Raw genomic sequence first — 13,665 nt, 5'->3', positions numbered from 1 at the left:
ATAAAATCCTCCAATGTATGTTGAAAATGTTGGGGCTGTCGTGAAAATACCGACAGCCTTTAATTTTTATTGAAATAATTGTTTGAGTGTAGCTGTATATAACTTGTGTTCTGCTTGATGGATACGCTCTTCAGTTTCTTCACGTGATTCCGCTACCTCTACCGCAACCTGTGCAATAATTGGGCCTGTATCCATACCAGCGTCTACAAAATGGACTGTTACACCTGTCACTTTTACACCATGCTCATATGCTTGTCCAATGGCATCTTTGCCTGGGAAAGATGGCAGTAAAGATGGGTGGATATTGACAATGCGATTTGGGAATGCCGATAACAACGTTTCCCCAATTAAGCGCATATAGCCTGCTAAAACAATCCACTCAATATTTTTTTCTTGTAAAGCATCAATAATCGCTTGCTCATAATCTGCCTTTGAAGCGAATGTCTTTGGTGCTATCTCTAGTACTGGGATACCCAGCTCTTTGGCACGTGTTACAACAAATGCCCCTGGCTTATCTGTTATTACTAGCTCAATTTTAGCATTTAGCTCGCCACGCAGGATGCTTTCCGCAATAGCTTGAAAATTGCTACCGCTACCTGACGCAAATACTGCTATTTTTGTCATTACACTAAACTCCCGTCATGCTCACCTTTGAAAATAACACCTTCGCCTTTTACAACGCGACCGATTTCATACGCTTTTTCACCGTTTGCTTCAACAGCTTCAAGTACCTTGCCTGCATCTGCTGCTGGAACAGCGATTACAAAGCCAATCCCCATGTTGAATACATTGTATAAATCTTTATCAGCTAACTGACCTTTCTCCTTCAAAAATTCAAAAATAGGAAGTACAGGCCAAGAGCCTAAATCGATTTCTGTTGCAAGCCCCTCTGGCATCATGCGTGGTAAGTTTTCATAGAAGCCACCGCCCGTGACGTGTGCACAGCCATGTACATCAGCAACTTTAATCGCCGCTAACACTGGCTTCGCATAAAGCTTTGTTGGTACTAACAATGCTTCACCAATCGGACCTAGTGCCTCGTAGCTTTCTACAACTTGATCTACCGCATAACCATTATCTGCGAAAACAATTTTACGTACTAATGAATAACCGTTAGAGTGAACACCGCTAGAAGCGATTCCTATAAGCACATCGCCATCCGCGATTTTTTCACCTGTAATAATAGCGCTCTTTTCACAAGCCCCTACTGCAAAGCCTGCTAAATCGTACTCATCTTCCTCATAAAGACCTGGCATTTCTGCCGTTTCGCCACCGATTAATGCTGCACCTGATTGAACACAGCCATCCGCAACACCTTTTACGATTTGCTCAATTTTTGCTGGCTCCGCTTTGCCGACAGCCACATAGTCTAGGAAATATAATGGCTCCGCACCTTGTGCAACGATATCATTGACACACATCGCAACACAGTCAACACCAATTGTGTCATGTTTATCAACCATGAAAGCTAGCTTTAGCTTTGTACCAACACCATCCGTACCTGAAATTAATACAGGTTCCTTTAGGTTTAATGTAGATAAATCAAACATGCCGCCAAAGCCACCAAACGTCCCCATTACACCTAAACGGTTTGTACGTTCAACGTGAGATTTCATACGCTTTACAGCTTCATAGCCAGCCTCTATATTTACGCCTGCTTGTTCATATGCTTTCGACATGCGAAAAGCGCCTCCTTTGTTGGATTAACCGATGATAAGCTAGCGAGAAAGTCCCGCCAGCCGTATGCACTTTATTGAAGTATTTCCCATTCAAACAAGGACTGACTTTCTTTTAAAGCCCTTAGCCCAAATTTGAAAAAGAAATAAGTAAGCGCAATTTTTTGAATTATTCAAGAACTAAACGGACTTATTTTACAGCCCCATAGCTACCTTTATAAGAAAGTTTAAAACTGTATTCTTAGCTTAATAATTCTTTTTCATGTGGTAAAAGTGTATCAGGGAAAATTTCAGTTGGGTATTTTCCTGTGAAACACGCTAAACATAAACCACGATTCTCATCATCAAATGGACGAGCGATAGAATCAATCATGCCCTGTGCTGATAAAAATGTTAATGAATCTGCCTCTATAGCTTGTCTAATTTCTTCAACATTATGGCTTGCTGCAATTAATTCTTCGTGTGTTGAAGTGTCGATACCATAGAAGCAAGGGTCTGTCATTGGTGGAGATGAAATGACAACATGCACTTCTGCTGCTCCCGCTTCTTTCAACATTCGAACAATACGACGTGAAGTAGTACCACGAACAATTGAGTCATCTACCATGATGACACGTTTCCCCTTAACAACTTGAATAACTGGTGATAATTTCATTTTTACACCACGTTCACGCAATTCTTGTGTTGGTTGAATAAATGTACGCCCAACATAGCGATTTTTAATTAAACCAAGCTCATATGGAATACCACTTTCCTCTGCAAAGCCAATCGCTGCAGAAATACTTGAATCTGGTACACCAGTAACTACATCACCTTCAATATGAGCACATTCACGCGCTAATTGTTTGCCCATACGTTTACGTGCCATATGAACATTGATGCCATCAATATCTGAATCTGGACGAGCTAAATATACATATTCCATAGCACACATGGCGCGATTTTGCATCTCAACAAAACGATCAGATGTTATACCTTTATCATTAATAATTAATAACTCTCCTGGCTCAACTGAACGTACAAATTCTGCGCCAATTAAATCAAAAGCACATGTTTCTGAAGCTACAACCCAGCTATCGCCAAGCTTACCTAAAGATAATGGGCGCAAACCATGTGGATCTCGCGCTACAAGCATTTCCTCCTTCGTCATAACTAATAACGAATATGCCCCTTTTAATAAATTCAAAGCTTCTTTTACTTTAGCATGGAAGGGTGATAGTTTACTTTTCTTAATTAAGTGTGCTACTACCTCTGTATCAGAGCTTGAGTGGAAAATACTCCCCTGTCTCTCTAGGTATTGCTTTAAATGATTAGCATTTACTAAGTTTCCGTTATGCGCAATCGCTAAGCTACCTGTTGATGAGTGGAATAATAATGGCTGTACATTTTCCATACCATGACCGCCTGCTGTTGCGTAGCGTGCATGGGCAATCGCTGCTTTACCATTGATTTTTTTTAATTTTTCTTCATTAAATACTTCGTTTACTAAGCCTTCACCTTTTACTGCACGTAGCCCTTCACCATCTGTTACAACGATACCAGCACCTTCTTGCCCTCGGTGTTGTAAAGCGTGTAAACCATAATAGCTAAGGTGTGCGGGATTTGAGTTACCCCAAATCCCAAATACACCACATTCCTCATTTAAGCCTCTGATTTCAGCAAGCATGGAATTGCTCCTTTCCAAGCAGAACGGAATTCTTCAACAGTTCCTTCTACAAGAGTGCCTTTTTCTCCATTAATTGTGATTTTCGCATCATCTGTTACTGTACCAATTTTCTTTGCATCTGCTACTACTGCTTCAAAGCTTGCTGCATTTTCTGCTTTCACTGTCACGATAAAACGTGATTGTGATTCAGCGAATAATGCTGTTGTTGCAGAACCTTGTAATGTTACGTTCACGCCAAGTTCTTGTGCTGCAAATGTTTTTTCTGCTAAAGCTACAGCTACGCCACCTTCAGAAACGTCATGTGCAGATTGTACAAGTCCATCGCGAATCGCCGTTAATAAAGCTGCTTGACGCGCTGCTTCCACTTCTAAATCAATTGCTGGTGCTTTTCCTGAAATCGCGCCTTCTACTAATTTTTGAAGCTCTGAGCCACCAAATTCTGTTTGTGTTTCACCGATTAAATACACATAATCGCCTGCTGCCTTCACTTCTTGTGTTGTTACATGCGATAAATCCTTTATTAAGCCAACCATACCAATTGTTGGTGTTGGATAAACAGCTTCACCAGAACGCTCATTATACATTGATACGTTACCACCGATTACAGGCGCATTTAATGCTAAGCATGCTGCTGCAATACCGTCAGCAGATTTTTGAATTTGCCAGAAGATTTCTGGCTTTTCAGGGTTACCGAAGTTTAAGCAGTCAGTAATTGCAAGTGGCTCACCACCAGAACATACTACGTTACGCGCTGCCTCTGCTACCGCAATTTTACCGCCTGTTTCTGGGTCTAGGTAAATATAACGAGAGTTACAGTCTGTTGTCATCGCTAAGCCTTTATTAGTACCGCGTACACGTAATACCGCTGCATCAGAACCCGGTTTTACTACTGTATTTGTACGAACTTGGTGGTCATATTGATCATAAACCCACTCCTTTGAAGCAACTGTTGGTGCTTTTAAAAGTGCTGTTAATGTTTCTTTATAATCAGTTACAGCAGGCTCTGCATTTTCCATCGCTTGGAATTCAGCGAAGTATGCTGGCTCTGCATCTGGCATATTGTAAACAGGTGCATCCTCTGCTAAAGCATCTGCCAATACCTCAGCAACTACTTCACCTTTGTGTAGTAAGCGAAGCATTTTGTCATCTGTTACACGACCTACTGCTACGGCATCTAAATCATATTTTTCAAAAATCGCTTTAATTTCTTCCTCGCGACCTGCCTTAACAACGATTAACATACGTTCTTGTGATTCAGATAACATCATTTCATACGCTGTCATATTTGTTTCACGCTGTGGTACTAAGTCTAAGTTCATTTCAACACCAGTACCAGCTTTTGAAGCCATTTCTGCTGAAGATGAAGTTAATCCAGCAGCACCCATATCTTGAATACCAACTAATGCATCCGATTTTACAACCTCTAAGCAAGCTTCAAGAAGCAATTTCTCCATGAAAGGGTCACCAACTTGTACTGCTGAACGCTTTTCATCAGCTTCTTCTGATAGCTCCTCAGAAGAGAATGTTGCACCGTGAATACCATCACGACCTGTTTTAGCACCTACGTACATTACCGTATTACCTACACCAGCAGCTACACCTTTTTGAATATCCTTATGGTCGATTAAGCCTACACACATTGCGTTTACAAGTGGATTACCTTCATAACAAGGATCGAATTGGATTTCGCCACCAACTGTTGGGATACCGATACAGTTACCATAGCCTGCAATACCAGCTACAACTTCTTCAAATAAATATTTACCACGCGCTGATTTTAACTCACCAAAGCGTAAAGAGTTTAACATTGCGATTGGGCGTGCCCCCATTGAGAATACGTCACGAATAATACCGCCAACGCCTGTTGCAGCTCCTTGGTAAGGCTCTATAGCAGATGGGTGGTTATGTGATTCCATTTTGAATACAACAGCTTGCTCATCACCGATATCAACGATACCAGCACCTTCACCAGGACCTTGTAATACTTGAGGACCTTTTGTTGGGAATTTACGCAATACGGGCTTTGATTTTTTATAAGAGCAGTGCTCTGACCACATTACAGAGAATAAACCAATTTCTGTCCAATTAGGCTTACGTCCTCCCAATTTTTCGACAGCTAAATCGTATTCTGCATCTGTCATCCCCATGTCTGCATAAAGACGTTGCTCTTTAATTTGCTCCGCTGTTGGCTCGAAATTATTTGTTGACATGTTGTTCCCCCCACTGCTTCAAAATTGATTTGAATAATTTTAAACCGTCTGCGCCGCCTACGATTTCATTAGCCGCACGCTCAGGGTGTGGCATCATACCAAGTACATTTCCTTGCTCATTGATGATTCCCGCAATATCAGCTAAAGAACCGTTGGGATTGTCACCTGAATATGTGAAAGCAATTTGATTGTTTGCTTTTAATGATTCTAATGTTTCCTCGTCACAGTAGTAGTTTCCTTCACCGTGAGCGATTGGAATATCGATAATTTCATTAGCTTCGTACTGATTCGTAAATAATGTATTATTATTTTCAACTTTAAGTTGAACTGTACGGCACATGAATTTTAAGTTTTTGTTACGTAATAATGCACCTGGTAAAAGACCTGCTTCTGTTAAGATTTGGAACCCATTACAAACCCCTAATACTGGCTTACCTTGCGCTGCAAATTCCTTTAAAGCCTTCATAATATTTGATTGGTTCGCCATAGCTCCACAGCGTAAGTAGTCACCGTAAGAGAAGCCCCCAGGAACTAATGCACCATCAAAGCCTTCTAAAGATGTTTCTGTATGCCAAACGTATTCTACTTCTTCACCTAATTCATCCTTGATCGCATGATACATATCGATATCACAGTTCGATCCTGGAAAAACGAGCACTGCAAATTTCATGGATTAAGCCTCCTCGACTTCATAGCGGTAGTTTTCGATTACAGTGTTTGTTAACACTTTTTCGCACATTTCTTTAACGATTGTATCGATATCACGAGTTGTGTCACCGATTGTTAATTCTAGGTATTTACCGATACGTAAGTCTGCTACTTCCTCGTAGCCGATTTTCTTTAAAGAACCTTGTACTGCTGAGCCTTGTGGGTCTAAAATGCTTTCTTTTAATGTTACGTAAATTTTCACTTTTTTCATGATTATTTGCCTCCAAGTTTTTTTAAAATAATTTCATAAACTTCTGTTAAATTACCTAAATCACGTCGGAATACGTCTTTGTCAAGCTTACGTTTTGTCTTGGCATCCCATAAACGACATGTATCTGGCGAAATTTCATCTGCTAGTAACACTTCTCCCGCTTCATCAAGCCCAAACTCCAATTTAAAATCAATTAGTTGGACGCCTACCTCTTCAAACAATGGCTGCAATACTTTATTCACCTGTAGCGCATTATCATACAAGGCTTGTACTTGCTGTGCTGTCGCTATACCTAACACATCGATATGCTCCGTTGTAATAAACGGGTCCCCCAGTGCATCATCTTTATAATAAAATTCTACAATTGGGCGTGTCAGTGGTCTGCCTTCTTCAAAGCCCAAGCGCTTCGCTAGGCTACCCGCTGCAATATTGCGAACAACAACTTCAATTGGAATAATGTCTACTTTTTTTACAAGTTGCTCATTGTCTGACAAACGTTTAATAAAATGCGATGCAATACCATGCTCTTGCAATTTTTCAAAAATCAACGTTGTTATGCGGTTATTTAAAATGCCTTTACCAGCAATTTCTTCTTTTTTCTCGCCATTAAATGCTGTCGCACTGTCTTTGTACTCTACAAATAAAATATTAGTATCTTCTGTAGCATACAGACGTTTTGCCTTGCCTTCGTATAATAGCTGACCTTTATTCATTGCGGATTCCCCCTGCGATTAATTTAAGCCTAATCGTTCAAAAATCATATCAACATGTTGAATGTGATAGTTATAATCGAAGCAATCATCAATTTCTTCTGGTGATAAGTAAGTCATAATTTTTTCGTTTGCTTCTACTAATGAACGGAATCCAATTTGTTCATCCCATGCGCGTGCTGTAAGTGGCTGTACTGTATCATAGGCTTCTTCACGAACTAAGCCTTTATCAATCAAAGCTAATAAAATACGTTGTGAATAAATCAAACCGAATGTACGATCCATATTGCGCTTCATATTTTCAGGGAATACAGTTAAGTTTTTAACGATGTTTCCAAAGCGATTTAACATATAGTTAAGTGCGATTGTTGCATCAGGAATAATGACACGCTCTGCAGATGAATGTGAAATATCACGCTCATGCCAAAGCGCTACATTTTCATAGGCAGTAAGCATATATCCTCGAATCAACCTTGCCATCCCTGTCATGTTCTCAGAGCCGATTGGGTTGCGTTTATGTGGCATAGCAGACGAGCCCTTTTGCCCTTTACCAAACGCCTCCTCCACTTCGCGTTGCTCTGATTTTTGCAGACCTCGTATTTCTGTCGCAAATTTTTCAATAGATGTGGCAATTAAAGCAAGTGTTGAAAAATACTGCGCATGACGGTCACGCTGTAATGTTTGTGTTGAAATCGGCGCTGCGGCTAGTCCTAACTTTTCACACACATATTGCTCTACGCGAGGGTCTATATTGGCATACGTCCCAACCGCACCGCTCATTTTACCTGTTTCGATAATTTTCGCAGCAGCTTCAAAACGCTCCAAGTTACGTTTCATTTCCTCATGCCACAATGCTAGCTTTAAACCAAACGTTGTTGGCTCCGCATGTACACCATGTGTTCGTCCCATCATAACTGTATATTTATGCTCTTTTGCCTTTTCTGCAATAATTTCAATAAAATTGTGTAAATCCTTACGTAAAATATCATTTGCCTGTTTGATTAAATAAGATAATGCTGTATCTACAACATCTGTTGAAGTTAATCCATAATGCACCCATTTGCGCTCTTCGCCAAGCGTTTCTGATACAGCACGTGTGAACGCTACTACATCATGGCGTGTTTCTTCTTCGATTTCCAAAATCCGGTTCACATCAAATGAAGCGTTAGCGCGAATTTTTGCTACATCCTCATGTGGAATATCTCCAATTTCAGCCCATGCCTCGCATGCTAAAATTTCAACTTCTAGCCATGCTTGATATTTATTTTGCTCTGTCCAGATTGCACCCATTTCTGGTCGTGTGTAACGTTCGATCATCTGTATTTACTCCCCTTATTCTGACCAAATGCCAGATTGATTTATTTGTTGTAGTATTATGTCCATATCATCTGCCATTATTGTAACATGCCCCATTTTACGGTTCACCTTTGCCTCAGCTTTTCCATAAAGATGAACTGACCAGTCTGGGTATTTTGCTATTGAATTGGTTAAGGGAATTACATGTTGACCTAAAATATTAATTGAAACTGTTGGTGCCCATAATTTAGGCTGACGTAATGGCCAGCCACATACTGCTCTAATATGCTGTCCAAATTGAGAAATATTGCATGCTTCAATTGAATAATGCCCAGAATTATGTGGTCTTGGTGCTAATTCATTAATTACAAGTTCCCCATTCTCTAAAACGAACATTTCAACAGCTAAAGTACCTACTAAATCTAAAGAATCTGCAATTTTTGTTGCAGCCTCTGTCGCTTTTTCATAAGTCGTTTTTGCAATACGCGCTGGTACAATTGTTTCATGTAAAATATGATTCACATGAATATTTTCTCCAACAGGTAAGCAGCATGTTTGACCTTGTCCATTGCGTTGTACGATAACAGATATTTCTTTTTCAAAAGGTACAAATCCTTCAGCAATGCAAACAGAATGTTTAAACAACTCTTCCACTAAAGGTAAATCATCTGCTGATTTTAATAGCTGCTGACCTTTCCCATCATAGCCACCACGAGCAGTCTTAACGATACAAGGGAAACCTACTTCATGGATTTGAGCCACAAGCTCTACATAGCTTTCTGCTACAACGTAAGGCGCTACTGGACAGCCTGCCTCTACAATTGCAGCCTTTTCTGTCACACGATTTTGTGTAATACGAACAAGCTCCGCACCTTGTGGCACATATGCAATCTGTGTTAATCGCTTTAAACCTTCGTAATCAATATTTTCAAATTCGTATGTGATAACATCACTAACTTCTGCTAACTCTTCCAATGCTGCTTCATCATCATATGCAGCTACAATTCTAACATCGGCAACTTGTCCGCATGGTGAATCCATTGCAGGCTCCAATACAGCAATTTTAAAGCCTGCTTCCTTTGCTGCTAAAGCCATCATACGTCCTAATTGACCACCGCCAATAATTCCGATTGTTTGCCCTGGATAAATAACTTTTGTCACTGTAGTTCACCTGTGCTTTCTAACACTTGTTGCTTAATTGCTTCACGACGCTTTTCCAAACGCTCTGCAATTTCTACATCTGTTGTAGATAAAATTTGTGCTGCAAGTAAGCCTGCATTCGTTGCACCTGCTTTTCCAATTGCAACTGTTGCAACAGGTACGCCACCTGGCATTTGTACAATTGATAATAAAGAATCTAGACCGTTTAATGCCTTCGATTGCACTGGAACACCGATAACCGGTAATGTTGTTTTTGCTGCTACCATCCCTGGTAAATGCGCTGCACCACCAGCACCTGCAATAATTACTTGAATGCCGCGTCCACGCGCTGTCTCTGCATATTCAAACATTAAATCTGGTGTGCGATGTGCTGACACCACCTGCTTTTCATAAGATACTTTTAGCTCATCCAATATTTCGCATGCATGTTTCATTGTCTCCCAATCGCTAGAGCTTCCCATAATAACGCCAATTTTTGGGTTCATCATCTCGCACTCCTTAAATAAATATTTACTTTAAATCAAAAAATCCTTGAATAGTTCGCTTTCTATGTACTAGAAAGCAAACTACCCAAGGACTGAATAAATAAAAGAATTTGCTTTCTTTTTATATCATTCCAAAATTGAATAGTTGCTTCCCAACATAGTCCGGAATTTACGGTACCGGGTAGAAACACTAAAGCCATATCCTCTAGCATATATGTGTGGGTAAAATGTTTTCCTGTTCACATTTTATCAAGCCTTTTCTATAAAAGCAATGCAAAAATGCGAACGATAAATTTTCAGAAAACATTAATGTTCGGTTTTTAGAACTATTCTTTTCGTAGTATACCTTTAAATTGAATTTTTTGGCGCAAATACGTTGGTTCCCCATCTACTAAATGGAATACTGGCTCCTCCTTCCTTCCACATACTGAGTAGCCATCTCGCTCCATTCTTTCTAGGCATTGCTCAATTGTTTCATCATCTTGCACCTCATACCAAACTTGTTTTTTTGACAATACTCTTCATCCTTCCAAGCCTATATCTGTTATCACTACTATAGCATGAAAGAGAATTAAATTTCGTCAAATGTTTGTCACTTCTGTAAATAAGCGATCAATATACGCTTTATCAATCGACTTTCCTTTAGTTTTATAGAGCACGTCCTTATAAATAATCGTGTCTGCCTCATGAATCGTTAATTGCTGAGCTATGCCTTTTTCTGTATAAATTTTTATCCAATAATGATACCCTTTGAAGTCCTTCTCAGATTGCTCTTTTTGAATTGTAATATCAGCTAAATTGAAAAGTATTTGCGAAATTTGTTCATGATTCATAATTTCTGTTTTTTCACCTGTCTGGCCATTTGTGATTTCAATTTTCACGACTTCCTTTGAATTCACTTTGATTAATTTTTGTGGAATATAAGAAACCCCAATAATAACAGTAATCACACATAAAATTATTATACAGCTAGCTACTATTTTCCTTTTCACTTTTAGCGCCCCCTTTCCCTATTTGACGAGCAATATTAATTTTCGTTTCAGGAGGAAATTTTCTTCTATCGCTACAGAAAACATTGCTGAATCATGAAAATTTATTTATATAATTATACACTTCCATACATATCATGAACTTGAGATGAACAGGAAGTGACAAACAAACTAGGTTAATTTATACTAAAACAAGCTAGTTATTTTCCGCAACTTTATTATAAATAATGACGTCTATATGAATTCATTAAAGAAAACGGAGATTAAATATGAAAAAGCGAACAAAACCTAAAATGCGAACTTGGAAAAAGGTCGTATTGTTTTTAATTAGTTTATTATTAATCAGTATAGCTAGTTACGGGGGATATACATATTACTCCTTCCAAAAAGCTGTTGAAAAAATGCAATCACAGGAGCATCTAGGTCACAACGAAGAAATCGTTTCTGAAAAACTTCCGCATATTGAGCCATTCTCAGTTCTTTTATTAGGAATTGATGAGCGTGAGCATGATAGTGGACGAACAGATACAATGATTGTAGTAACAGTAAATCCAGACCTAAAAAGCGTAAAAATGTTAAGCATCCCCCGAGATGCTCGTGTTGAAATCGTTGGCAATAACACTGTTGAAAAAATTAATCATGCTTATGCACGTGGCGGTATACCTATGACAATTGCCACAGTAGAAAATATTTTAAATATCCCGATTGATTATTATGTGGCCGTTAATATGGAGGGCTTTTTACAAATTATTGATGTACTAGGTAACGTAACAGTTAACAATGACATAGATTTATCGCATAGACAATATACTTTCCCTAAAGGAGAGGTTTCCCTAAACGGAGAAGAGGCACTTGTCTTCACACGTATTCGCTACGAAGACCCGCGAGGTGATTTTGGCAGACAGTTACGCCAAAAGCAATTAATTGAAGCTATCGCAACAAAAGCAACAAGCCCATCTACTTTATTAAAGCTAAACGATATTTTCGATGTGCTAGGTGATAATGTCCAAATGAACTTCCCAATGAATAATTTATACCAATTGCAAAAGCTGTACTCTAATTTAGACAAAAATATTGACCAGCTCCAATTTGAAAAAGGTGATGGCCAGCGCATCGATACACTTTGGTACTATATATTTGACGAGCAAGAGTTAATGGATATTAGTAACAATTTGCAACTGCATTTAGAGATTGAACAATAGCCAAAAAACCTGAACGATTAACAAAATATTAATCGCTCAGGTTTTATTTTTTAATAGATTGGTTCTTTTAAATTTTAAATGTTTGTTAATATTCTGGTTACCTGTTTGAAAAATATGAACATGATGCGTTCGCTTCTCCTTCCCTTTGACAAAATATCTTCTTTCAGGTATTCCATTTTCCCCCTTGCTTCATATTTAAAGGTGCTCATTTTGTTATTGAATAAATCGATATGCTCTATATCTCTTACTACAATCAAAATATCAATTATTGGTTTTGCATAGTCTATTGATTGGACAGATGTACTTCCTATATGAAAGATATTTATCATTTCATCTGCAAATATACCCTTGAGTATTTCAGCTTCTTTCATATATAATTTATTCCATTCTTTTGACCAAGGGACAATTTCTGTTTTTCTCAACATTTGAAACTCCTTTTGTTTTATTGTGTTAATTCATTATTAGCTCATACCTATGATAAACTTATATTATCAGAATTCTCTAAATGACAAACTTATAAGGGGGGAAATGAGTGAAGGAAAAATTATTGAGAGTTGGTACAACTTATATTCCTGTTTTAAATGTAGAACTTTCTTCAGATTGGTATGTGAACAAATTAGAGGCTGAATTGAGTTATAAAGATGAAGATAAAGCGATACTTAACTTTGCTAATCAAAGTATATTTCTTGTAAAGTCTAATGAAAATCAAAGCGCAAATTTTTACGATATTTATGGCGAAGAACGTTTTTCATTAACATTCGAAGTCAACGGGCTGAGTGCTTTAGAAGCTATACATAAGGATTTTATAGAAAAACAAATTAGAGTTGGGGAAATAGAAAACAGAGGACACTCTGGAAGAAATTTTGTTTTCTATGATTTAAACGGAAATAAATTTGATGTTTGGAGCGAATTGAGTTCAATATTTAAAGAAAAATATTTAATTTCCGATTAGGCAATCGAGATATTGGAAAAAAAACTCAATACTTATTGAGTTTTTTTATATCCATTACACTAGGGCTAACTCTAATCTTGATTTTTTCGGGTTGAGTGGAAGTTATCACATCCTGTGATAACGATTAATTGATTTATGTCGTACTAGTCTCTCTTCTAAATCTGTGACCATACCTAGATGTTTAATCAATAGGCTTGATGTTCCTATCAGGAGATTTTTACTTTCTATCAGCAAGTTTTAGGGTTCTATCAGTAACTTTCGCACTTCTATCAGTAAGTTTTGAGGTTTTATCAGTAACTTTTGCACTTCTATCAGGAACGCCATAGAAAATCCTATTTGCATACAAAAAATTGCTCATCTGCACTGCTTCATGTCATGTTCGCTTGAAAGTGATAGCGA

15 protein-coding genes, 1 pseudogene and 1 riboswitch are annotated in these 13,665 nt (G+C 38.4%); of the genes and pseudogenes, 2 read left to right on the top strand and 14 right to left on the bottom strand.

Going from position 1 to position 13,665, the window contains the following annotated elements:
- Positions 1–66: 66 nt before the first annotated feature.
- The 12 genes from purN to TY13_RS17540 form a co-directional block, all read right to left on the bottom strand.
- Positions 67–624 (bottom strand): phosphoribosylglycinamide formyltransferase, encoded by a 558-nt coding sequence (gene purN / locus TY13_RS17595; RefSeq protein ID WP_042478750.1) that lies wholly within the window; start codon positions 622–624, stop codon positions 67–69.
- Positions 624–1,679, bottom strand: coding sequence for a phosphoribosylformylglycinamidine cyclo-ligase (gene purM / locus TY13_RS17590; protein WP_042478748.1), 1,056 nt, complete (start codon positions 1,677–1,679; stop codon positions 624–626). Before purM ends, purN begins: the two co-directional genes overlap by 1 nt.
- A 238-nt stretch (positions 1,680–1,917) precedes the next feature.
- Positions 1,918–3,342, bottom strand: coding sequence for an amidophosphoribosyltransferase (gene purF / locus TY13_RS17585; RefSeq protein WP_042478746.1), 1,425 nt, complete (start codon positions 3,340–3,342; stop codon positions 1,918–1,920).
- Positions 3,318–5,552 carry a phosphoribosylformylglycinamidine synthase subunit PurL gene (purL, locus tag TY13_RS17580; RefSeq protein ID WP_042478744.1) on the bottom strand — a complete coding sequence of 745 codons (2,235 nt, stop codon included), beginning with the start codon at positions 5,550–5,552 and terminating at the stop codon, positions 3,318–3,320. The genes purF and purL overlap by 25 nt, the downstream gene beginning before the upstream one ends.
- A complete protein-coding gene (gene purQ, locus TY13_RS17575) occupies positions 5,539–6,222 on the bottom strand; it encodes a phosphoribosylformylglycinamidine synthase subunit PurQ (RefSeq protein ID WP_042478743.1) in 684 nt (227 codons plus the stop codon). Before purQ ends, purL begins: the two co-directional genes overlap by 14 nt.
- A gap of 3 nt (positions 6,223–6,225) precedes the next feature.
- The gene (gene purS / locus TY13_RS17570) at positions 6,226–6,471 is read right to left on the bottom strand and encodes a phosphoribosylformylglycinamidine synthase subunit PurS (protein WP_042478742.1); all 246 of its coding nucleotides are present in this window, start codon (positions 6,469–6,471) and stop codon (positions 6,226–6,228) included.
- A gap of 2 nt (positions 6,472–6,473) precedes the next feature.
- Positions 6,474–7,184, bottom strand: a complete 711-nt coding sequence (purC, locus tag TY13_RS17565) for a phosphoribosylaminoimidazolesuccinocarboxamide synthase (RefSeq protein WP_042478741.1) — start codon at positions 7,182–7,184, stop codon at positions 6,474–6,476.
- A gap of 18 nt (positions 7,185–7,202) precedes the next feature.
- A complete protein-coding gene (purB, locus tag TY13_RS17560; RefSeq protein WP_042478740.1) occupies positions 7,203–8,498 on the bottom strand; it encodes an adenylosuccinate lyase in 1,296 nt (431 codons plus the stop codon).
- A gap of 15 nt (positions 8,499–8,513) precedes the next feature.
- The gene (gene purK / locus TY13_RS17555; RefSeq protein WP_042478739.1) at positions 8,514–9,638 is read right to left on the bottom strand and encodes a 5-(carboxyamino)imidazole ribonucleotide synthase; all 1,125 of its coding nucleotides are present in this window, start codon (positions 9,636–9,638) and stop codon (positions 8,514–8,516) included.
- On the bottom strand, positions 9,635–10,123 hold the full coding sequence (purE, locus tag TY13_RS17550) for a 5-(carboxyamino)imidazole ribonucleotide mutase (protein WP_042478738.1): 489 nt from the start codon (positions 10,121–10,123) through the stop codon (positions 9,635–9,637). Before purE ends, purK begins: the two co-directional genes overlap by 4 nt.
- Before the next feature lie 138 nt (positions 10,124–10,261).
- A riboswitch (purine riboswitch) is annotated at positions 10,262–10,361 on the bottom strand.
- An 88-nt stretch (positions 10,362–10,449) separates the two neighbouring features.
- A complete protein-coding gene (locus TY13_RS17545) occupies positions 10,450–10,638 on the bottom strand; it encodes an NETI motif-containing protein (protein WP_042478729.1) in 189 nt (62 codons plus the stop codon).
- A 66-nt stretch (positions 10,639–10,704) separates the two neighbouring features.
- A complete protein-coding gene (locus TY13_RS17540; protein ID WP_042478727.1) occupies positions 10,705–11,115 on the bottom strand; it encodes a hypothetical protein in 411 nt (136 codons plus the stop codon).
- 266 nt (positions 11,116–11,381) lie between these two features.
- On the opposite strand from TY13_RS17540, the gene TY13_RS17535 reads away from it, so the two are divergent.
- Positions 11,382–12,314 carry an LCP family glycopolymer transferase gene (locus TY13_RS17535; protein ID WP_042478724.1) on the top strand — a complete coding sequence of 311 codons (933 nt, stop codon included), beginning with the start codon at positions 11,382–11,384 and terminating at the stop codon, positions 12,312–12,314.
- A 36-nt stretch (positions 12,315–12,350) separates the two neighbouring features.
- On the opposite strand, the gene TY13_RS21390 is transcribed toward TY13_RS17535, so the two are convergent.
- Together TY13_RS21390 and TY13_RS21385 are read right to left on the bottom strand one after the other, a co-directional pair.
- Positions 12,351–12,485 carry a GrpB family protein gene (locus TY13_RS21390; protein ID WP_407637746.1) on the bottom strand — a complete coding sequence of 45 codons (135 nt, stop codon included), beginning with the start codon at positions 12,483–12,485 and terminating at the stop codon, positions 12,351–12,353.
- 74 nt (positions 12,486–12,559) lie between these two features.
- Positions 12,560–12,685 (bottom strand): annotated as a pseudogene (locus TY13_RS21385) (GrpB family protein); the annotation flags it as partial.
- Between the two features lie 161 nt (positions 12,686–12,846).
- Here TY13_RS21385 and TY13_RS17525 point away from each other — a divergent pair.
- Complete coding sequence (locus TY13_RS17525) at positions 12,847–13,266, top strand: VOC family protein (RefSeq protein WP_042478722.1); 420 nt, start codon at positions 12,847–12,849, stop codon at positions 13,264–13,266.
- Positions 13,267–13,665: the final 399 nt, after the last annotated feature.

This window comes from Bacillus ndiopicus, from assembly GCF_000612805.1.
Taxonomy (GTDB): domain Bacteria; phylum Bacillota; class Bacilli; order Bacillales_A; family Planococcaceae; genus Metasolibacillus; species Metasolibacillus ndiopicus.
Note: the sequence above shows the minus strand (reverse complement) of the source record. Positions and strands in the feature narration are given on the sequence as shown.

Excerpts from the sequence above, each read along its gene's own strand:
- purN (WP_042478750.1), bottom strand. The coding sequence starts at position 624 with ATGACAAAAATAGCAGTATTTGCGTCAGGTAGCGGTAGCAATTTTCAA.
- purM (WP_042478748.1), bottom strand. The coding sequence starts at position 1,679 with ATGTCGAAAGCATATGAACAAGCAGGCGTAAATATAGAGGCTGGCTAT.
- purF (WP_042478746.1), bottom strand. The coding sequence starts at position 3,342 with ATGCTTGCTGAAATCAGAGGCTTAAATGAGGAATGTGGTGTATTTGGG.
- purL (WP_042478744.1), bottom strand. The coding sequence starts at position 5,552 with ATGTCAACAAATAATTTCGAGCCAACAGCGGAGCAAATTAAAGAGCAA.
- purQ (WP_042478743.1), bottom strand. The coding sequence starts at position 6,222 with ATGAAATTTGCAGTGCTCGTTTTTCCAGGATCGAACTGTGATATCGAT.
- purS (WP_042478742.1), bottom strand. The coding sequence starts at position 6,471 with ATGAAAAAAGTGAAAATTTACGTAACATTAAAAGAAAGCATTTTAGAC.
- purC (WP_042478741.1), bottom strand. The coding sequence starts at position 7,184 with ATGAATAAAGGTCAGCTATTATACGAAGGCAAGGCAAAACGTCTGTAT.
- purB (WP_042478740.1), bottom strand. The coding sequence starts at position 8,498 with ATGATCGAACGTTACACACGACCAGAAATGGGTGCAATCTGGACAGAG.
- purE (WP_042478738.1), bottom strand. The coding sequence starts at position 10,123 with ATGAACCCAAAAATTGGCGTTATTATGGGAAGCTCTAGCGATTGGGAG.
- TY13_RS17535 (WP_042478724.1), top strand. The coding sequence starts at position 11,382 with ATGAAAAAGCGAACAAAACCTAAAATGCGAACTTGGAAAAAGGTCGTA.